16 protein-coding genes are annotated in these 20,214 nt (G+C 43.4%); 12 read left to right on the forward strand and 4 right to left on the reverse strand.

Annotated features, from left to right (window positions below; translation table 11 throughout):
* Positions 1-200: 200 nt before the first annotated feature.
* The 4 genes from GVY04_04900 to GVY04_04915 all read left to right on the forward strand — a co-directional run bounded on the left by GVY04_04900 (position 201) and on the right by GVY04_04915 (position 5,928).
* Complete coding sequence (locus GVY04_04900; protein ID NBD15491.1) at positions 201-950, forward strand: hypothetical protein; 750 nt, start codon at positions 201-203, stop codon at positions 948-950.
* 581 nt (positions 951-1,531) lie between these two features.
* Entirely contained in the window at positions 1,532-2,674 is a 1,143-nt protein-coding gene (locus GVY04_04905) for a hypothetical protein (protein NBD15492.1), read from the forward strand.
* Positions 2,675-3,076: 402 nt separating this feature from the next.
* Positions 3,077-3,496 (forward strand): hypothetical protein, encoded by a 420-nt coding sequence (locus tag GVY04_04910; protein NBD15493.1) that lies wholly within the window; start codon positions 3,077-3,079, stop codon positions 3,494-3,496.
* Positions 3,418-5,928: a DUF3854 domain-containing protein gene (locus GVY04_04915; GenBank protein ID NBD15494.1), complete on the forward strand. Its 2,511-nt coding sequence runs from the start codon at positions 3,418-3,420 to the stop codon at positions 5,926-5,928. Before GVY04_04910 ends, GVY04_04915 begins: the two co-directional genes overlap by 79 nt.
* 50 nt (positions 5,929-5,978) lie before the next feature.
* On the opposite strand, the gene GVY04_04920 is transcribed toward GVY04_04915, so the two are convergent.
* From GVY04_04920 to GVY04_04930, 3 genes are read right to left on the reverse strand one after another with little or no spacing between them, the layout of a single operon-like run.
* Positions 5,979-6,161, reverse strand: a complete 183-nt coding sequence (locus tag GVY04_04920; GenBank protein NBD15495.1) for a hypothetical protein — start codon at positions 6,159-6,161, stop codon at positions 5,979-5,981.
* 10 nt (positions 6,162-6,171) lie between these two features.
* The gene (locus GVY04_04925; protein ID NBD15496.1) at positions 6,172-7,671 is read right to left on the reverse strand and encodes a DEAD/DEAH box helicase family protein; all 1,500 of its coding nucleotides are present in this window, start codon (positions 7,669-7,671) and stop codon (positions 6,172-6,174) included.
* 46 nt (positions 7,672-7,717) lie between these two features.
* Positions 7,718-9,049, reverse strand: coding sequence for a response regulator (locus GVY04_04930; GenBank protein NBD15497.1), 1,332 nt, complete (start codon positions 9,047-9,049; stop codon positions 7,718-7,720).
* Positions 9,050-9,074: 25 nt separating this feature from the next.
* Here GVY04_04930 and GVY04_04935 point away from each other — a divergent pair, with 25 nt between their 5' ends.
* Genes GVY04_04935 through GVY04_04945 form a run of 3 tightly spaced genes read left to right on the forward strand, consistent with a single transcriptional unit; the run spans position 9,075 to position 12,076 of the window.
* Entirely contained in the window at positions 9,075-9,410 is a 336-nt protein-coding gene (locus tag GVY04_04935; protein NBD15498.1) for a hypothetical protein, read from the forward strand.
* Positions 9,411-9,456: 46 nt separating this feature from the next.
* Positions 9,457-10,056, forward strand: coding sequence for a DUF928 domain-containing protein (locus GVY04_04940; GenBank protein NBD15499.1), 600 nt, complete (start codon positions 9,457-9,459; stop codon positions 10,054-10,056).
* Positions 10,031-12,076 (forward strand): CHASE2 domain-containing protein, encoded by a 2,046-nt coding sequence (locus GVY04_04945; GenBank protein ID NBD15500.1) that lies wholly within the window; start codon positions 10,031-10,033, stop codon positions 12,074-12,076. The genes GVY04_04940 and GVY04_04945 overlap by 26 nt, the downstream gene beginning before the upstream one ends.
* Before the next feature lies 1 nt (position 12,077).
* Here GVY04_04945 and GVY04_04950 read toward each other — a convergent pair whose 3' ends face one another.
* Positions 12,078-13,688, reverse strand: coding sequence for a BamA/TamA family outer membrane protein (locus GVY04_04950; protein ID NBD15501.1), 1,611 nt, complete (start codon positions 13,686-13,688; stop codon positions 12,078-12,080).
* Between the two features lie 217 nt (positions 13,689-13,905).
* On the opposite strand from GVY04_04950, the gene GVY04_04955 reads away from it, so the two are divergent.
* The 5 genes from GVY04_04955 to GVY04_04975 are packed head-to-tail and all read left to right on the forward strand — an operon-like array spanning position 13,906 to position 20,211.
* The gene (locus GVY04_04955; protein NBD15502.1) at positions 13,906-14,388 is read left to right on the forward strand and encodes a hypothetical protein; all 483 of its coding nucleotides are present in this window, start codon (positions 13,906-13,908) and stop codon (positions 14,386-14,388) included.
* Positions 14,389-14,413: 25 nt separating this feature from the next.
* Positions 14,414-17,539, forward strand: a complete 3,126-nt coding sequence (locus tag GVY04_04960; GenBank protein ID NBD15503.1) for a hypothetical protein — start codon at positions 14,414-14,416, stop codon at positions 17,537-17,539.
* On the forward strand, positions 17,529-18,329 hold the full coding sequence (locus GVY04_04965; protein ID NBD15504.1) for a hypothetical protein: 801 nt from the start codon (positions 17,529-17,531) through the stop codon (positions 18,327-18,329). The genes GVY04_04960 and GVY04_04965 overlap by 11 nt, the downstream gene beginning before the upstream one ends.
* Before the next feature lie 2 nt (positions 18,330-18,331).
* On the forward strand, positions 18,332-19,498 hold the full coding sequence (locus GVY04_04970; protein ID NBD15505.1) for a hypothetical protein: 1,167 nt from the start codon (positions 18,332-18,334) through the stop codon (positions 19,496-19,498).
* Positions 19,498-20,211, forward strand: coding sequence for a hypothetical protein (locus GVY04_04975; protein NBD15506.1), 714 nt, complete (start codon positions 19,498-19,500; stop codon positions 20,209-20,211). The genes GVY04_04970 and GVY04_04975 overlap by 1 nt, the downstream gene beginning before the upstream one ends.
* Positions 20,212-20,214 lie beyond the last annotated feature (3 nt).

Genomic DNA, 20,214 nt, shown 5'->3' on the forward strand with positions numbered 1-20,214 from the left:
CAAGGTCATTATCCTAATCTAGCTCAGCGTATTATCCATTTTTGGTGCTGCTTACCAGTTCTAATCAAAGTTCCCGTTATCTTTAGCCTAGTGCTAGTAGGAGCAACCAAAATGGCTATCCATTTCGGAAGCAACTTTGTTGAGCTACTAAAAGCGATATTTCCGACAGATTAACCCACTTTTCCACCAAACCAATTCCCTTGAAACTCAGACTCACTGAAACGGCACTCATTACACTTCACAGTCGCGCTCAAGAGCAGAAGCGACACGACCGCCTATTTCAAGACCTAATGGCAGCAGATTGGAATAAGAAGCTCTGGCAACCCCATCTAAAACAATACTATGATTGGCGCACACAAGCTAGTACTGCCATCCGAACCAAAATTTTTGACCAAGTGGCACAAGCCCAGATCAATACCTACAATGCTCCCACTATCATTGAACTTGGGGCGGGGTTTTCCACTCGCTACTATCGTCTCAATAACAGTAAGAAAGCAACTTGGTTCCAATCAGACTTCCCAGCAGTTATCAATCAGCGCAAAGAATTAGAAGTAGAAACACCGACCTACCGACTGCTTGACTCTCCTCTGAGTGAGGTGAACTGGCTCAACCAAGCCTCTTTTGATCAACAAACCTTAATTATTGCAGAAGGTGTGCTGATGTATCTAAAACCAGCTCAGGTAGAACAGCTAATTAGCCAGTTGCGTGATCGCGTTTCCGGAGCTACCCTCTTATTTGACACAATGGGAAAAATTTATGATAATAAAGGCAAAAGTAGAGATTCCTACCAGTGGTTTGCCGATATTACCGACTTAGAAGCTCTTGATTTGACAATCCTGAGCTACTGGCAAATGCTTGAGCAACACCCAAAACGTTGGAAATATTTGCGGTGGCTTTCGTTTATTCCAGCCTGCAAGCAAGCTAACCTATATGTTAAGGCTTGTCTTTAACTTTTTCCTGTTGCTCAAGAGTGCTCTCCAGCAAACCTTCGATGTAATTGGACAGTGATCGTCTTTCTTGTTCAGCTTTCATTCGGATTTTCTGGTTTAGGGATTCGGAAATGTAAATACTGAATCTAACTTTTGTCATGATGTTTTTTTCACAAGTTTTCACAACACCTGCTATTATAATTTAAATGCAAATAAGCTGTACCCCTATAAAGGATACAGCCTACTTGAAAGTTTTAAGGAGTGATTACCCCTGTTTTTCGTAGCAAACGGAAGCTGTCAGTGATTTTCTGCCTGATTATTCAGTGAACAACCTCAGTGAACAACCCATGTCGGCGACCAAACCAATGGGTATTTCAGAACAAAACCAACCGATAGATAAACCGATGGTTAACTACCGATGGGTGTTAGTTTAGCTTCACTAGTATTATACAACCCATTCCATAATACTAGCAATAGCTTCCCCTTCACCCATCGGAACCCATAAGGAGCGTTCCGATGATAAAAAAAAACTACTTACCAAAAACGATAAGCAAAACTTAACCAACAACCAAACAATTTTAGAACGGGGAGGCAAAAGGCTAATGGTTAGCCAATGGACCCGCCACAATAATCATGCCCCCTGCCCTGTCTGCTCGGAAACGAAAAAAGGCTGTCGCACGCAAAACCAAACCAACATCGTTCACTGCCGAGGGGAATCCCCTTCCCCTGAATACCGATTCCTGAAAGAAGACAAGCTCGGATTCGGCATGTATAAGCTGGAAACCGAGATAGAAGCATTTAGCGAACAGAAAAAAGCAGAGTGGCTTGAGGAGCGCAAGACAGAAAGAGAGCGACAGCAACGGCAGTGGGAGGAACAACTTAAGCAACAACTATCTGAATCAGAGCGCGATCGCGCCCTCCGAAACATTCTTTCCCAACTGACACTGACTGAGGAGCATCGCAGCCAGCTCCAAGCCAGAGGGCTAACAAAAGATCAAATTAAGACAGCAGGCTATCGCTCTGTTAGCCAGTGGCAGAAATTAAATCAGAAGCTTACGCCAGCATTGGCAGGAGTCAACCGCTATGGCATAGGGTTAGTCACACCTGATAGTGGCATTTTAGTTCCCATTCCCAATGAAAACGGGCAATGGGTTGGTTATCAATTGCGACGGGATAACCCCAAAGATGGAAATAAATATCTCTGGAGTGCCTCGGAACAAAAGCGCAATCACCGCCCCACTATCCAGAATCGTGACGGCGAACTTCCCCTTGGTATTTGGGGAAGCCCTAAAAATGATGGTGCAGTGTACTTGTGCGAATCCCCCGGCATTAAACCTTATATTGCTTCACTGGAGCTAAATCATCCTGTCATTGGGGCAGCCGGAGCAAACTTTACTTCCTCTCCGAAAGCCCTCTCCAGAGCCTTAGGCGAACTAAACGCGAAAACAGTCATTTTTCTCCCTGATGCCGGAGCAGTGCTGAATCGCCATATTCACCGCCAAACCATCAGCGCACTCAACCTCCTAGCAAAGTGGCATTACTCAGTGCAGTTCGCCTGGTGGGGACAAACCTCAAAAAGTGACGCTGACATTGACGAACTCGAATCCAGAACCAAAATTCAATATCTCACCCCACCACAGTTCCTTAAGTTAGCCGACACCGAACAGCAAAAACACGGAAAAGTGCCCAAGCGAGGGAAACGCCCTAAACCCACTAGAGCATTGGCTTGGGAGGTGACACAATGATTTACCATCACCACTACCAAGAATGGCTAGAGAGCGGAATTAGTGATGACTTAATTAATCTGAATCTCCAAAGCTTAGAAACTGACCCTTTCGGTGCAAGAGACAAAGGGATTGCGCTTCTCTATAACCTTGATCAGGTAAAGCGCGACAATACCGGGCGTATCAATGGGGCATTCCTTCAGCGCCATAATTTCTTGAATGCTGGGGGATGGCAGTTTTGTGGTCTTGATTTAATAACCAATGAAGCGTCAAATTTCCTTTGCCTGAAGCCCGACACCCCTCGCCAGAATCAAGATGGGAAAACCATCAAATACGAACACCCCCGCAATCAACCCACTGCAATCTTTGTCCCCAGAATTTCATTTAGAATAGCAGTGAAGGTTGCACTGCAAAGTAAAGACTATGGGTTCCAAAAAGCACTCTCTGAAAGAATTAACGCAGTTATCTCCTCCCAAAGAAGAGATAACGCCCGAAGCGATGAAAGACTGGGGAAAAACGGTATCCAGTTTATTGGAGAAAGGAATTGCTCTAAACGCAAACAACTGGAAAGACATCGAACTAGCAGAGGATTCGGACAAAGCTGCCCTCCAGGACAAAACCCTAGAAGCAATATCAGAATTACAAACCTACAACATGAGCTTAAACGAATTGATCTTGAACGAGAACTCGGAGAGCTTGATGCTAGATTTAGTCGAGTGGGGGATGGAACCAGTTCTTGCTCTGGAATGGACCAACAATCTGAGATGGGTGATTTACTTTGGCTTGCGCTTCAAGAAGATCAAGAGTTTTGGCAAGCGGTATCTCAATACCCTCTCCCTGTAACGATCACTGAAGGTGTTAAAAAAGCTTGTTCTCTTTTATCACAGGGAAAATGTGCGATCGCGCTCCCTGGAATCTGGAACTGGATCGATCAAGATGCTCCGAAGGTAACTAATGGTAAAGGAAGGGAGAAACGAATTAAAGAATTGACCCGCTACCTCAAGCCATTAACCCAGGTGCGACGGGAATTCGTGATTGCTTTTGATGAAGATACAAAAATCACGACTCGCCACCAAGTTAAAATTGCCCAAACGGTTCTCGGGAAAGTTTTGAGCAAAGAAGGGGGAAAACCCTCGATTCTCTCTTGGTCACCCGAAGCAGGGAAAGGCATTGATGACGCGATTGTCGCCAATAGTAACCAGTGGTTTAGTCAAGTTTGGGAATCACGACTGTCATTATCCGCATGGCTCTACTTTGAAGAAAAACTGCAAAATGTCGATCAGCGACTGAACAAACGTTACCTCGACGCTAAGGATATTCAGAGTAACGCCAAGATCGTTGGCATTAAATCTGCAAAAGGAACGAATAAAACCGGCGCGATCGCCGCTGCCACTGTCAAAGCACGTAATAGGGGTACAAGAATCTTAGCACTAAGCTCTCTCATTCGCTTAACTGAGAATTTGGGAGAGCGCTTAGGCATTGATACTCAATATAATGTGAGAACGTCTGAAACAAAAGGTGCGTTAGGCTTAGCGATTACTGCTGATTCGCTGCACTCAAATAGCCAAGCTAGATTTCAGCCCGAAGACTGGGAAGGGTGCATTTTAGTCATTGATGAAGTGGACCAAGTGCTAAAACATATCCTCACTAGCACTGGCACCGACATTAAAAACTATCGAGAAGAGGTTTTAATTAATCTCGGGCTTTTATGCCAAGTCGCTTCTAAAATTTACCTAGCTGACGCTGACCTCTCCTCGACTTCCCTCAGCTATATCAATAGTTTAGCAGGCGGATGTAACCAAAAAGTAATTGTTAACGAGTGCCAACCCGCCAAAGGACGCACCGCTTATCATTATGAGCATCCCGAGGATTTAATTGCTGAAGCCATCAGCGCGATCGCGCGCGGTGAAACGCTCCACATTGTCACCGACTCCCAGAAGCCGAAAAGTAAACTGGGAACCATTAACTTAGAAGCGTTAATCAAAGCCATTTACCCTGATGTCAAAGTACTCAGAGGAGACAAGGAAACCGTTGCTAACCCCGAACATCCTGCCTATAACTTTACCGAACAATTAGACCAGATTCTCCCTCACTACCAAGTCTTAATTACTTCTCCAATTGTTAACACAGGTATTAGCATCGATATGGAAAACCATTTTGATGCCGTTTATTCAGTGCAGGTAGGCGCGCAATCAGAGAATGCGAGCCGTCAAGCCATTGAGCGAGTCCGCGCCAACGTTAACCGTCATGTTTACTTCCCAAAAATTGGCGTTAACCATCAGATGGAAGGGGGCGGAACCGACGCCCGTTCCGTGCTGGGAAGCCAGAAGCAACAAACGAAGATGCATACTGCATTCTTATCCAAACTGGAGGCTTTACAATTAGATTTTGATTGCCATGCTTGCCACACCAAAGCCTTTGCCGATTATGTAGCACGACACAATCTAGGCTTGTCTGCTTTTCGAGAGATCGCCCTAGAAGGAATGCAACGAGATGGTTACGTGATCGCGCCTGGAAACAGTCTATCTGATGAGGAACGAGAAATGTGGAGGGATACCCTGAAAGCAAGCAAGGAGGAAAACTATCAAACGCGAATTCGAGAAGTTTTAGATGCCTCTTCCCCTGATGATCAGCAGTTCCAAGAATTAGAAAATCAACGGGAATTGACCAATTCTCAACAGCGACAGTGGCAAAAGGGGAAATTAGAACGAACTTATGGTGTAACACCTAACCAAGAACTAATTGAACAAGACGATAACAGAATCTATCCGAAGCTGAGACTGCAATTTTGGCTCACTCAGGCACGCGATCGCGCTGAGGAACGCGATACCACTGAAGCTAAAAAACACGCTGAGAAAACTAATTACAAGCCGTTCCAACCTGATTTTAACCGCAACAAGTACAAAGCCAAGGTAGAACTATTTGCTAATGCGTTCAACATTTTTGAAATTCTTCAGATGAAAGGCGAAATCACCAATGAGCGATTACAGCCCTGGTGGGAAACTTTACAAGCCAAGCTCACACCGCATAATCTCAAAACCATTAAGGCGTTAACCGGTTTGACCGTATCACCGAATGAAACGCCCATTAGGACTCTTGGGAAACTCTTAGACCGTATCGGCTACAAACTGGAATGTTTAGGGCAACGGGGGAAACAAGGGGAGCGTTACCGCACCTACAGGATACAGCAACAAAATAGCCGGACGGGTGAGATCTTTGCTTACTGGCTTTCCCAGCTAGAGAAAAAGGAAAACTTTCCCCCATTAGCTGCTTGATGCACGTGAGTTTATTAATATTATTGGGAAAATGATACGCGTTTGATATATCAATCCATCAGTGGTTTTAAAATGTTGTTGTAAGCCTCCTCATAAGCTGCATAATTTCCATTTTGCGCCTTTAATACGGCTTGGAGAAAGGTTTCTGCTAGTTTATGTGAATCATTTTGGCTGTATCCATTTTCGATGGCGAGATTTTTGATTGCTCGGTAGTTAGTGTTCAAATCTTCCATGGCTACTCCTTTAATCACTATTAAATTCCAGTGTTAGGTATCTTTCAATCCAATGTTTTCCTTTATTTTTCTTCTGAGCTGCTTGGATAATATATTCCCGATAAATCTCTTTTTGTTTTGGCGATGGTTGTCCGTCAAACACAGCGCTACGTGCCCAGTCCCAAGGAGGAAAATGTCCATATTTCTCTTTGAACTTGCTTGCTGCCCAAGTAGGCGGAATTTTTCTTTGGAAGGATTTTTTCAATAGCTTTCGGTAGAATTCCAACCGTTCCACATCACTCTCAGTTAAAAATCGTTCCAGCCCCACTGCGATCGCGTACTTCTGTTTAATTTCAAAAGAATGCCTACAACTAGGACATTCTAAACGAAACGCATAGAGAAGCTTCCCACAAGCACAAACCTTTGTGGGAGGCTTGCCCTGTTCTTTTTCTGGGCTAGGATTGAGTTCAATATCTTCTCGCTTTAAATCCTCAACAAAGCCATGACGTTCAATATTTCCCCCCTGATCTAAAATTAGACAGTCAGTTTTTTCTGTACTGGGACTAAGTCTCAGTCCACGTCCCACCATTTGGAAATACAGTGCTTTGGATTGAGTCGGGCGACACAGCAAAATTGCATCAACACTGGGGACATCAAATCCTTCCGTTAAGGTAAGGCAAGAACACAAAACTGATATTTTGTGGTTGGCAAGTTCTTGGTAAATTTCATTGCGAAGAGAGATTGGGGTATTCCCGTCAATATGACGAGAGGCGATTCCTTGCCTCTCAAAAGCCGAGCATAGATTTTGGCTATGGGTAACATTAACCGCAAAAACAATCGTGCGTCGGTTAAACCCGAGCCGAAACCACTCCCTGGTAATTTGTTCAATCAGTTCAACGCGATCACATAAAAAAGCTAAGTCTTTTGGATTAAACTCTCCTTGAAGGGTTCCTGCTTCTTCTAATTGTGCTTGACCTGCACTGTAATAGGAAGGTTTAATGAGAAATCCCTGATCAATTAATTCACAAGGCATAGGAGCAGTAACTAAGTCAGTAAACACATCTCCCATTTCTTCTCCTTTACTCAGTCGCCAAGGGGTTGCAGTTAGTCCTAAATAAATCGCTTTGGGATAAGTTGCCAGAATTTCTTGAGCCATACGACTAAAAGCAGTAATATGGCATTCATCAAAGATAATTAAATCTGTGTCCCACTCTCGCCACCAATGCCGATTTGCAAGGGTTTGAACTGAAGCCACTTGAATAAGAGCACCGCGATTTTCTGCCCAGCCTGCCTTAATAAATCCACAATCTAACCCAAACGCGTTAAGCTTATTGGCAGTCTGTTGAATTAAAGGGTCACGGTGGACGAGGATGAGACTACGACGATTGCGTGATCGCGCGTCCGCTATAATTTTGCTGAGTATAATTGTCTTGCCACTTCCGGTTGCAGAAAACACTAAAAGTTTGTACTTGCCACAACGAATTTTATGATAGACCTCAGCTATTACTTCTTTCTGGTAGGGGCGAAGCATTTAACTAAAACTATTTATTTACACACTTGGTAGCATTGATCAACAATCATGTCAAGGTGCGAGTATCTTTTCTCTGTTCCCACAACTCAACTAACTGGTCGCACTGTTCTTTCCTGGGTTCAGCAGTGATTGTATGACAGTTAATTAAATGGCTATGAATAAGAAGAGTGGGATCAGGTAAATAGCAGAAAACAATTGTTTCCTGTTCCTGTGTAAATCGTTCCATACTGGCAGTAAGGGTAGGATTAAGAATTTCTCCCCAATCCGAGCTACTCACTTCATCCTTGTATTCAGTGTAAATCGTAATGTATTGCTGAATTTTTTGAGGGAAGGCAGGGAGTTCAGTTGTAAAGGAGGGGGGAAAATATAAAAGTAGAATAATGGGATCGGGAAGAGCTTTTTGGAATTCTTTGCTATCAGGAGATCCACAATAAATACGATGCGACCCTAGTTCGAGCCACCGATTCGACTTAGTAACTTTAAGAATTTCGCCTGAATGCTGAGTATTAGTTACTGTAGCTGGCTTTTCAGAGGGAACCTCGGATGTTACTTCCAATGTATCATCACTAGCTGCTTCGATAACTTTTGGATTACCTTGTTGTTCATACCGATCGCGAACTTGTTTGACCAACTTCGGCAAAATTTTTTCGCCTTGTCGAGCCCGTCCAATTAACTCTTCTTTGACAGGAGCGGGAATATTCGATTGCGCGATCGCATAAGCAGCGCTGGGAGAAATATCGAGGTTTTCAATATCAATTTGATTAAATGTTTCAGCGGTACGTATGAACTTACGAGCTAGAGAGTGGCTACAATCAAGTTCAGTTCTGAGCCAACGCAGAAATTGCCCATATTCAAGCCTTGCTTTAACCTCAGATAAAAGATTTCCAGTTTTAACAACATCTTTCAACTGACGATGAAAAATAATTTGAATCGCTTGAGCCTTTTCGCTAATGAATTCTGCTAACTTTGGGTCCAACTCCTCATAGTGAAAACTGTTGTCAGAGAGTTCATTTCTAAAGATCACTTCAACATAGTGTTTATTGTTTTGTTTGCCCTTAATAATGTATTCTTGAATTTTTGGTTGGCTGGTTAATTTTTGCAGATGTTTTTCCTGAAAGCGCCCAGTGATGGGAACAATCCGCTTAATATAATCCTCATTTGCCAATTCTTCAATGACCTGAAACCCATTTTTTTTGGGGAGGTTCATATCCAACAAGATTAGTTCTGGGAAAAATTCTTTTGCTTTGTCAATTCCTTCCTGTCCGGTCGTCGCCCATTCTACTTCGTAAAAGTATTGCTTGGTATTTTTTTCTAATGTGCGCTTCAACATCTGTTGAAAATCAAGCTCATCTTCTACGATTAGTACTTTTCTCGGCATTGTTTAGTTTGTAGGACATATAATAATGAATTCTATTTTAATTCTACAAGTTCCTCAATTTATGTCATTTGAGAATGAAACTTTTATTGCAATAAAACCGATGTCCCCAGCTAATTTTTGCGAAAAGTGGGTTCCCGTTATGAAAGGAAAATCACCTGGTGATTATGGTTATCGTCGAGCCTGCTGTGCACTATTAGCGAATTTGACTGGGTATAAAGAAACAACCGTTAGTAATTGGTTAATTGAGGGATTTCAAGTTCCATTGTTAGTGGGTCGCTATTTACGATTGTTAAATATTTTGTTAGAAATTCAAATTCTACTGCCTTTTTCTAACAAAGTGTCATCAGAGAATGACAGTTAAATTGTTGCTAAACTTTGATAATATAATTTTGGGTAAAAATTGAGTTATGCAAGTACGAAATTTATTGTTAACATCAGCTTTAATAACGAATAGTTTAATGCTTTCGGCTCAAGCTCAGTATCGCCCACCCAATGAAGGTGGGGAGGAGCAACAGACTGAGGTTCAAGGGACGCGGCGAGAGTCCTGTATTTCTGTAAAGGAGTTTCCCCAATTGCTAGCTCCTAAAAACCACATCGCTGTTACTGCATCAGCACCCAAAGTACTCGTTCATTTTCCCGCGACTTTTGATGTCCCAGTGCAAATCATCTTAAATGATCAGCAAGGGAAGGTATGGTATCAAAAACAGATACAGGCAAAATCCGGCATCAATTTTATCCAACTACCTAAACGAGAGCAGAAATTGCCAGAAGGGAACTATTATTGGACATTGGTTATCCAATGTCGCTCTGAGTTAGCCTTAAATCCTTATGCTCGCGTTGAATTTCAATATCGTTCCTTAAATTTATCCCCTAAACTTAAATCTGATCCGATTCGTTTAGCTGAACAAGGACTTTGGTATGATGCCATTGCTCTAGCATACCGCAAAGATAATGATTTAGTATTCCAGAAACTCCTGTGTGATGCGAAAATTAAAGACGATTGCTAAACAGTCATGGATTGGGACGGCAATCTTAACCGCTTTACTGATCCTTCTCATTCGAGGATGGGGGGTGCTGCAAGTGTTAGAGTTATCCCATTATGATTTGATGTTTTTAATGCGCTCGTCAATCCAATCAGTGGCGCGTTCCCCTCAAATTGTGATTGTCGGATATACTGAGTCCGATATTAGAGAGTTGCAAGAACCGACTTTATCGGACCAGACCCTATTTGCCATCCTATCAAAGATTTTGAATCAAGATCCTGCTTTGGTGGGATTGGATTTTTTTCGGGAATCGCCAATTGCTTATCAACCCCTTAAGCAATTATTTCAAACTGAATCTCGGTTGTATCTTCCCGCCCGATTTTTAGGTTCCCAGCAAGAGCAGATCACCGCACCAGACAAGGTTCCTCTAGGGCGAGTTGGCGATGTCAGTGTACCGCTGGATCGCAATGGCATTTTACGTCGCAACTTTTTATCAGTCTGTTCTCAGCAGCAATTGTCAGGAGACTGCGCTACCTATCACCCGTCCTTGGCACTCCAATTAGCAGAAGCTTATTTAGCCCCGAAAGGAATCCGACCAAAAGCAACTGAGAAAGGACAGTTACAATTAGGAGAAGCAGTTTTTCAACAAGTATTGCCGAACAGTGGCGGGTATATTGACGTTGCTTCTGGTGGGGGCTACCAAGTTCTCGTGAATTGGCGAGACTTAGACAAATCTTTCACTACTGTGACTGTATCAGAGGTTCTTAAGGGAAAAATTGATCCCAAGCTGTTTCACAATCGAATTGTCTTGCTCGGCTCCAGGGCACCATCCCAAGAAGATTTATTTACAACTCCCTATTCCCGAGCTTTTGAGGCTATTTTTGGCGTTGAGAGTATTGGCTTTTTTACTGAGCAAATTATTTGGAGTGCTCTAGGAGAAAAGCAAAATTTAAAAACACTGCCCGAAGTGTGGGAATCACTTTTAGTATTTATCTGGGCGGGGATAGCATTAACGAGCTTAGCTTGGTTTTATTCTTATTTGAAAACGTCTTTACTCAAACTTTTTTTATTGCTATCTGTTATTTTAACGACACTGACATTTTTCATTAGTTTTATCGCATTTTTAGTGTCTTGGTGGATTCCCTTTATTCCTTATGCCGGCGTCATATTTATTAGTCTACTGGGGCAATGTTTCATACTTGCTGATCGCCAACGACAGCGATACCTCTCGCATTTAGAAAGGGAATTAGCAGCTTTACAGGAGCAACTTGAACAAACTCACCAACTACAAATTGCTCAAGAAAAAAGCGATTCTATTTCTTTTTTGGGGGCAAAACTCGCCCATGATATTCGGAATGTTTTAGGGATGTTAGAAGGGAATCTTAGCAACAGTCTGACTACTGTGAGAGAAATGAGTTGGCTTTATGAAGATGATGAACAATGGGAGGAATTGCGAGATTCATTAACAGGAATGGAGCGAAACTTAAACCGAATTCAAGATTTTGTTAATAGTGTTTTATCTTATGCCTCTGATTATGAAGAGAATGTCGTTACTTATTATTATTTGCCTTCTTTTCTAGAAACTGTCTTAGCACACGCTTGGGAACAAAGCGAGAGGAAAGCAACCAATGTTGCACTATTTCGAGATTATGATCCCTTACTGAATAATCAAACCATTCCCATCTTACCCTTCAGTTTAGAACGGGCTTTATTAAATTTACTGGATAATAGCTTTGATGCTTTGCTTGCGCGAACTCAATGGGAAGCAGAGTCGCCATTAATTCAAGTTATAACGCGCGATCGCGGGTCTTTTATTGAGATTCAGATAATTGATAATGGGGTTGGAATCGACCCTGATTATCAAGATCATATATTCGACTTACTATTTACGTCCAAATCGGGAAGTGGAACGGGACTCGGGTTATATATTGCCTATGAAAGCATTGTTAAACTGCATCGCGGAAAAATTTTTTTGCAGGAAACCGGGGAGGGACGAACTTGCTTCTCAATTGGCTTACCCAAGCAATTCCGAAAAGAGTTTTGACTTAAAAATTTGTTTGATACCGCAATTGCACCGTCCCCAATTGCTCTAGCCCCTCCCCTTCCACTAAAGGAATCCCTAAGTCACCTTGTACTTGCAGGCTGTCAGTCAACTGCCAACGCAATCCCAAACCGACGCTAGACAAAAGTGAGGGAGAAAGGACTTTGCGATCAACTCCTTCTAAATCAATATTATTATTCCAAACCACACCTAAATCAAAGAAAGGAACAAGAACCACTTTATCCCTCACTGACCACTGCAATTCTGTTGAGACCAAAATACCATTATCCCCACTCCGAGAATTACGCTCAAATCCTCGTACAGAATCGACCCCACCAATGGCAATTTGTTCTAAAGGTAGTAAAGCATCGCCAGTGAGTTGTGTCGCTAATTCTCCTGAAAATACCAAATTTTCATCAACCTGCTTTAGATACTGCACTGACCCTAACCAACTGACAAACGAGCCATCAAAATTAAAGTCGTTTTTAGTAGCATCAAACCAATTTAATCCTGCTGAGACCTGCGATCGCGCTAAAAAGGTATAATCTCGCCCTCGCTGTATGTACCGTCCCTGCAACCGCAGCACGCGCACGCGACTTTCTCCGTCCTCGGTTAAGGTTCCTAAATTGAAGGGAAAGGGCTCCCCATTAAGGAATGTTTGGGAATCCCGAATATCAAAAAATAAACTGACCGAAAGGGTCTCCCTCGGGTGAGTAATGAGAACCTGCTCAATTTCGATAAAAAACGTATCTGCCACCGAAGAAACATCAACTTCGTCCAAGCCACTGACCACAGCAACCTCATTTTGGCGATACCCTAAGGAAAGTTCTTTCGCTCCCCCATTCAAGGGAATCTCATAACTAGCTCGCCACAAATCCACCCCTTCACTTGCCGTATAACCTGCTTTTAGGCGATCCCCCAATCCAATTAAATTCTGGTTACTCAAGGTAATCCCCCCTTGAATTCCCCCAAAATCAGGATTCTGGGTATTATCAATTTCTAAACTTAACTGCCAAGGGGGAGCTGGTTTTAAATCAACAATTAAGTCACTCACTCCTTCCCATTCTCCCGAAACTAGCTCTGCATTAACTTGTTCAAATCGTGGATCTTGCTGTAATAACTGCAAGGACTGTCGCAGAGCCCTTTCTTGAAGAGGCTCCTCGATTAAACGATTGATTTTAGCCCGAGCATACTGTTGCGTTAGGGAATTATCCACTCCCTTCACTCTTATTTCCCCAAGCCCTCCCTCTACTACCTGAATCGTTACCACGCCTTGCTCAATTGCTTGTTCTGGGACATAGGCAGCAGAGGTAATATACCCCTGCTCTACGTAATAATCAGTAATCTGACTGCGGAGTTGGATTAAATTAGGAATTGTCAGTGGTTTTCCTTGCCAGTCTTTCACAAGCTGCTGCAAGGTTTGATCACTAAATTGTGTATTACCTTGAAACCGAATTAACTGAATGACAGGCTGAGCCGAAGCGATATTGTTGAAACAGAATGGTACACATAAGACGAGTAGGAGTAACTTTAAGTCTTTTTTTATCTTCATGAAAAAACTAGAGTTTGATTTTTCTTGCGTACAAAGGTACTCTTCAAATGAGGGAATCGCCATCGTTAATTTCACGACAGTCAGTTGACAATGCACTTAGGTATTAGCAAGAGTTGTAACGTTTACAACTCTTGTTCTTGACAGTCCAAATTTTTGGGCTAGAATAATGAACAAAATATTGAACCATCCCCCAATAATTAGAAAATTCCCTTTCAGAGGTCATAATATGGTTTTGTCAAATTTGTTGATCAAGCCTCGAAAAAACTTAGCAGTTAGACCGTTGGTGATTACTGCTTTGGCTTCACTTTTATTTTTACATTTCGATCGCGTTTGGATTTCCTTCTGGCTCTTTTCCTTAATCGTAGGAATTCTCCTAAGCCATTATTTAACCCCATTTCGATTTAAGCCATCGCAAATTGGAACCGCACTAGCAATTAGTTTTCTAATCATGCTAGCTGGCTCTCCTGCATCAGCTGGTAGTGGCAGTGGTACTGGTGGTCTCTTCGGACCAATGGAAGATGCTACCCAAGATGTCCTCAACGCTGCTGGTGCTGGTGACATCAGCAGTCAAACAACAGGGATTTTCGGGATGCTCAACATCATTGCGGGTCTTGTTGCCATTGGTGCTCTAGTGTATGGCATCTTTGAACAAAGAAATGGCAATACAATGCGGGAAAGTTTTATGCCATTTTTGATGGTCCTGTTGCTCTATGTTGGTGCTCAATTTGTGATGAGTATTTTCCTCAGCGGTACGAGCGCATAGCCTTATCCTCAATTCAGTTCTCGTAATGGTTACTAAAGAAAAGAACTATCCAGTCAACCAAGCAGTTGGCAAAACCTTGGGGTTGGGATGGTTGCCCCAAAACCAAATCTTCTATTGGATTATCATGCTTCTTCCTACCCTAGGGCTAGCTATTATTTCTCCTTTATCGTATTTTCAAATGATTCCCCTATGGGTGATTCTCTGTTTTAGTTTCTGGGCACTGACGGGAGAAAAGGAGTACCAATTTCTGGATAAATTCCGTACCCTTCCCTTTTTTCAAACGAGGTGGATTCGTGCTCAAACAGGTGTGCATTGGGAGATTAGTTCGTTGTTACCGAAGAAAAAACGTCATGGCTCCAAACAAACTAAGGCAACGGAACTTGGTAGTTTAACTCCCATTGAGGATTTCTCCGATCTAGTCTGCTATGGTCAAATTGAACTTCAAGGCTATCAGGTGGGGTTTTACCTTTTGGAAGATCGAAGAAGGCAACTCCAATTCGTATTTCGGTGGTCTGTGCAGGGACCTCACGCCGAACTCTCTAATTCGGAAGCAGATATTCTGTTAGAAAAGTGGAACACAGGAATTAAGGAGTTTATTCCCACCGAAACCGTCACGTTTGAACAGGAAAGCCTTGCTCAAGATTACAAAGCACAAATAACTCTAGACAAACAAACCAAAAATATAGATCATGTTTTATTAAAAGCACTTATCTACAGCCAAAAAGTTCGCATTCGCCAGCTTCGAGATAAAGGAAGGCGACGAATTCAGCGAAGTATCATTACAGCAACCTATACCCCCACCCAAGCAGTCAGCTCCCAAGATAGAGACTTAATTTCAAAGGGAATTTTGTGGCTCAATCGCTTCTGGGAAAACTTTCAAGGCAAACGGGAAAGCCTCGACCACGAACGGTTACAGAAAATGGTAGGACTGGCGTTTCGAGAAGGCTTTTTGCGGTGGCACTCTATCTTTACCTCAATTATGGAACTAGCGGTGCAGCCTTTGTCAGCAGAGGAGCTTTGGCAGCGGGATTACGCTGAGTTTCACCAACAAGAGGCGCCGTTGCTTCCCCAGCGACTCCTTCTCAATGGAAACGGGTTACAAGTGGAAGCCGATGATTCGTTTTTACACGCATCTACAGTTCTGTTTCAAGGAGAGTATGGGATATCAAGTGTTCCCACTAACCATCCTGAGTGGGTTTACTTTCCAACGTCTCGAACCTATAGTGGCGTTTTGCAGTTAGGAAAACCGAAAAGATTCAGTAGCGCTCGTAATAAAGTGCGTTACCTATGGAATGTCCTTTCTTGGGAGCAAACGGGCGACTGTCGTGCTGTGGTTCAGTTTAGCTCGACTAACCAGAAGGTCAGCGAATTTGAACTAGAACGATTAACCCGTTACTCTAATAAAGTTTCCGAACAAGCCATCCAAAACCAGGATGTTGCCGTAGGGGCTGACCAACGAGCGGATGATGCGACACAAGCACGGAGAGCTTTGCAAGATGGAGATAAGATTGTCCACGTGGCAGCAGGGTTGTTTCTGTATCGAAAAAATCCCCAAACCCTAGAACGCGATTTTGCCAATCTTAACGACTATTTTGCCGGGAGTGATACGTACCGGGAACCGAATATCACGCCTCGCCTTTGGCTGCAAACCCTCCCTTATGTGAAAGAAGGATTCTTACATTTGCCAACGGATCGGCGAGATACTTACCTCTCTCGAGATGCTGTGGGATTATTGCCCTTAACCTCAACTCACCCTGTCAACGACAAAGGCGTGGAGTTATTAGCACTCGAAAGTGGCACTCCCATCCACCTTGATGCGTTTTCCCCGGATCATCATCTCCGTCTAGCAATTTTTGGGCAGTCTCGTTCTGGAAAATCCCTATTTCAAAGTGAGTGGGTTGTGCAGGCTTGCCTACACGGAACGCCAGTAATCGGCTTTGATTTTCCACGCCCCGATGGGTCTTCTACTTACAAAGATTTAACTGAGCGGTTATCAGAACTTGGATTTAATGCTTGTTATTATGATATCTTGAGCAAAAGCAACAACTTACTGGATCTCCCAGACTACAGCGGAAAACCAGATGCGAGGGAACGACGGCGACAGATCATCGAATTCCAGATCGATGCGACCGTCACCATTGCAATTGGGGATGTCGATAATTCTTTGCTAGAACAAGAGGTTCGTTCTCTAGTCACGCAATCGCTAAATGACTTTCATGCTCAACCAGCCATTCAAGAGCGATACCGACAAGCCAATGCAGCAGGGATTGGTACCTCCGAATGGGAAAATCCCCCCACTTACCATGACTACTGTGCATTTTTAGAAACTTGGCTGGAGCACCATTTAGAGCATGATGCTGCCATCGTTTCCAATATGCAAAAAGAAGCTGCCTCCCTTTTAATAGAACAACTGCGGTCCTGTTTGCGAGGAAAATTGGGAACGGCGATTGCGACACCCAGCTCTTTTCCGCCTGAGACAGATACTTTGATTCTTGCCTTGACGAATCTTAGTAGCAATTATGAAGCGTCGGTTATGGCACTTGTCGGATACGCCTGTTTAATGCGTCGGGCACTAGAGAGTGAGGTAAGTTTTTTCTTAACTGATGAAAGCCCCATCCTGTTTCAATTTCCCGCTATTTCTAAACGGATTGGGCAACTGTGCGCCAATGGCGCAAAGTGGGGAGTTCGGGTCATTTTATCTGGGCAAGATGCCGGAACCATTTATCACTCGGCTGCGGGAGAGCAGATTTTTTCGTTGCTTAACGTTGTCATGATTGGACACATTGAGCACCGAGCAAAGGATTCCTTTGTCGAAGCATTGAAAATTGATAAAGAGAAACTTGATTATTGTGCCAATAAAGGCTTTAAGCCCTCTCCTAGTGAACTCCGCTCTCACTGGTTGCTTTCCGTAGATGGCAACTATACCCAATGTGGGTATTATCCCAGTGAACTCTTGCTTTCCCTAACGGCTAATAATCTAGATGAGTCCAGAGCACGAGAGCGGGTGATGGCACAATATGAAGATCCGGTTGAAGGAGCCATCGCCTTTATGCAGCTTTACTCAGAAGCACGACGCTCTGGTAAGCCCATGAGTGAAATTGCTCCTCAATCTCGTTTATTAAAGCAAGGAGAGGACACCTATGCCAATTAAAGCTAGCATCGCAACAGTGAGCTTCGGTATTTTAGTCGCAGCTTCTCCAGTCGTCGCATCAATTTTACCGACAAACGGAGCAATCGATGACGTTATAGAAGATGTGATTGGTGGTGAAGCCCAAACGTATCTAGAAGAAGCCCAAGCCTACTGGGAAGAAATCCAAGGCTATTACGAAGATATTATTAATGGCGATTTGGAGGATATTTTGGCAGGAATTCCAACAACGCCAGGATCAGGAGGAAGTAGTGAACCAGCAATGGGCATTCCAGATACACAGCAAAATCGGGAGGAAGCGATTAGCAATGCTGATTCTCCAGAGGCAGTGGTACGAGCCAAAAATCGGGCTGATTTGAGTGATCGCGGATTAGCAAATGCAATTGCTCAAACTGTTATTGGCGAAGAAGGTCAAGAATTTCTGCAAGCTCAACAAGAAGCTGCGTCAGTAAGCCTAGGTCAAGCAGAGGGGGGATTAGAACAAGTAAAAACCCTTTCTGACCAAGCCCAAAGTAAAAATATTACTCAAAACGTGATGAAGGACCTTGTGAAGCAGCAAGCAGCGCAATCAGCAATTGAGTTGAGTCAAACGACCATTAATCGTCAAATGTCTCAGCAGTTATCCGATCTCAAATTGCAAGGAGCAGCCAGTAATCTCATGCTCAGTGATGTCAGTGCAGCCCTTGCTGCTGCTGAAAGCCGTGCTCAACGAGAAGAGCGAACTCAAGACCTCTCTCTGTCCGTTGCTGGTGCTCGTATTTATATTCCAGGGGTTGATCTAACAGGAGAGTAGCAATGTTTTACCTGGCGCTAGAAGGGGCTTCTGAACTAATCAACCAAAGTGCTAATGTCAGTAAGGATATTGCTCAAGGATGGGATGATATCTGGAATGACACGATTGTGAATGCCCCTGGCAATGAAGTTTATTCCTTAGTTGTCGATGGCGCTTTGTGGTTGGCGTTAGTTTCTACCATCGTTTGGGTGATGAATTGGGCACCTCGATTAATTCGAGGACAAATGCTAGCCCATTCTGCGTTTTACTTAATTATTCCAGTGCTGATTTTCGCTGGACTCACAAATAATGGGGGAACGTTGGGCAATCTCTCCTATGGGATTAACCGCTTGATTATTTATGGTAATGAACTGGTATTGCAGCAGGAAGTTGGGAGCATTAGTACCGCAGAAGCCATCCAAGAAATGAAATTAACCAATCTTGCTGCGTCACAACTCCGGAGCCAATTTAATACCTGTGCCAATCTAGAGCCATCAACCTCAGGCGGGACTGATCCAAGAAAGAAATGTTTTGAGGAGCTGCAAGCCAACATTGATGACCTAGAAGCCCAGTTCCAGAATGATTTTTGTTCGGGGACACTTGATTCAATTTGTGGCGGACTTGATATCTTTACTGATTTTGGCAATGCGCTCAGTGAGGCAATTAGTAAAGCTAACTCAGAATATAGCGAAACCTCCCCTAACCAGTTTTATGCCCGATTTATGCTGACAGAGGTCTCGAAACGGGCAGGAAGCTATATCTTAGGAAGCACCGTTAAATCAAATATGGATTATATCTTAAGAGCGATCCAATGGGGCTATATGAATATGCTGATGGGCGGGATGTTTCTACTAGGCTTGTCAGCTCCCTTTTTCCTGGCTGCCTCTCTAATTCCTTTTCACCCCCGAACCTTCTGGACTTGGCTAATCGGATTTTTATCATTCGGTTTAGCCATCTTCTTCTATAACATTCTGGTGGGAACAACAGCGCGACTAATTGTTGAAGTAGAGGCAACGACCTTATCACAGTTACAGTATGCGTTTATGTTAGGCTTTTTTGCCCCAGCATTAGCCTCTGGGTTAGCAAGTTGGAGTGCTTGGGCGGCAGCAAAAAATGCCGGGCAAAATGGGGCACAGCTTGCAGCGGCAGCCACCTCTTCTCTCATTAGTGTTGTTCGCTTTACTCGATAATGATGAAACTTCCATTCAAGCCGACTCGATTTCACTCCCAAAACTTTTTGCCGCTATTTGTTTTGGTTTCCATCTCTCTCCAATTTTTGCTATTACTATTGCTCTTGTTTCAGGGAGTTAAAGTTAATGCCTTAGCAAATCAACCCGCTCCATCTTTAGTCCAGATGGTTAATGGAAAAACACTAAAAGTTGCTGCAACAGATCCCGAGTATCGCTCACCGGAAGTATTAAAACGATTGGTCAAGCAATGGGCAACAATGACCTTTAATTGGTCGGGGCAATTGCCCAGTGGAAAGGCTGATTCCGGTGTCAAAGTAAATGACGATTTAAAAGTTCCCACTGCTGCCTGGGCAGCCTCTTTCATGATGAGCGAGGACTTCCGTACTGGGTTTCTGAAAGGACTCGCTCAATACATCCCACAAGGAATTTTCGAGGAACGTAAAAAAACGGTGTTGCAGTTTGAACCCCCATCCCTGGAGCCAATCGAGATTGAGCAAGGAAGGTGGAAACTGAGCTTTGTTGCTAATTTATTAGTTTTTGAAGATGGAAATGCTTTGGGTAATGCCATGCCCGTTAATAAAACGGTTTACTTGCGAACTGTTCCTCAACCGCAGTTTCCGTTAGAGAAAGGGGCTTCCGAAATTCAAAAAGCTGTTTACAGCATGCGTGATAGCGGCTTGCAAATTTATAAAGTTGAAGAATTTAAGCGATAAAAA

This window comes from Cyanobacteria bacterium GSL.Bin1 (genome assembly GCA_009909085.1).
Classification (GTDB): domain Bacteria; phylum Cyanobacteriota; class Cyanobacteriia; order Cyanobacteriales; family Rubidibacteraceae; genus Halothece.

What these genes read in the sequence shown, in the direction of transcription:
- GVY04_04910 (NBD15493.1), top strand. Translation starts at nt 3,077, where the DNA reads ATGGGTTCCAAAAAGCACTCTCTGAAAGAATTAACGCAGTTATCTCCT.
- GVY04_04975 (NBD15506.1), top strand. Translation starts at nt 19,498, where the DNA reads ATGATGAAACTTCCATTCAAGCCGACTCGATTTCACTCCCAAAACTTT.
- GVY04_04935 (NBD15498.1), top strand. Translation starts at nt 9,075, where the DNA reads ATGAATTCTATTTTAATTCTACAAGTTCCTCAATTTATGTCATTTGAG.
- GVY04_04940 (NBD15499.1), top strand. Translation starts at nt 9,457, where the DNA reads ATGCAAGTACGAAATTTATTGTTAACATCAGCTTTAATAACGAATAGT.
- GVY04_04925 (NBD15496.1), bottom strand. Translation starts at nt 7,671, where the DNA reads ATGCTTCGCCCCTACCAGAAAGAAGTAATAGCTGAGGTCTATCATAAA.
- GVY04_04960 (NBD15503.1), top strand. Translation starts at nt 14,414, where the DNA reads ATGGTTACTAAAGAAAAGAACTATCCAGTCAACCAAGCAGTTGGCAAA.
- GVY04_04950 (NBD15501.1), bottom strand. Translation starts at nt 13,688, where the DNA reads ATGGCGATTCCCTCATTTGAAGAGTACCTTTGTACGCAAGAAAAATCA.
- GVY04_04965 (NBD15504.1), top strand. Translation starts at nt 17,529, where the DNA reads ATGCCAATTAAAGCTAGCATCGCAACAGTGAGCTTCGGTATTTTAGTC.
- GVY04_04915 (NBD15494.1), top strand. Translation starts at nt 3,418, where the DNA reads ATGGGTGATTTACTTTGGCTTGCGCTTCAAGAAGATCAAGAGTTTTGG.
- GVY04_04970 (NBD15505.1), top strand. Translation starts at nt 18,332, where the DNA reads ATGTTTTACCTGGCGCTAGAAGGGGCTTCTGAACTAATCAACCAAAGT.
- GVY04_04905 (NBD15492.1), top strand. Translation starts at nt 1,532, where the DNA reads ATGGTTAGCCAATGGACCCGCCACAATAATCATGCCCCCTGCCCTGTC.
- GVY04_04920 (NBD15495.1), bottom strand. Translation starts at nt 6,161, where the DNA reads ATGGAAGATTTGAACACTAACTACCGAGCAATCAAAAATCTCGCCATC.
- GVY04_04945 (NBD15500.1), top strand. Translation starts at nt 10,031, where the DNA reads ATGCGAAAATTAAAGACGATTGCTAAACAGTCATGGATTGGGACGGCA.
- GVY04_04930 (NBD15497.1), bottom strand. Translation starts at nt 9,049, where the DNA reads ATGCCGAGAAAAGTACTAATCGTAGAAGATGAGCTTGATTTTCAACAG.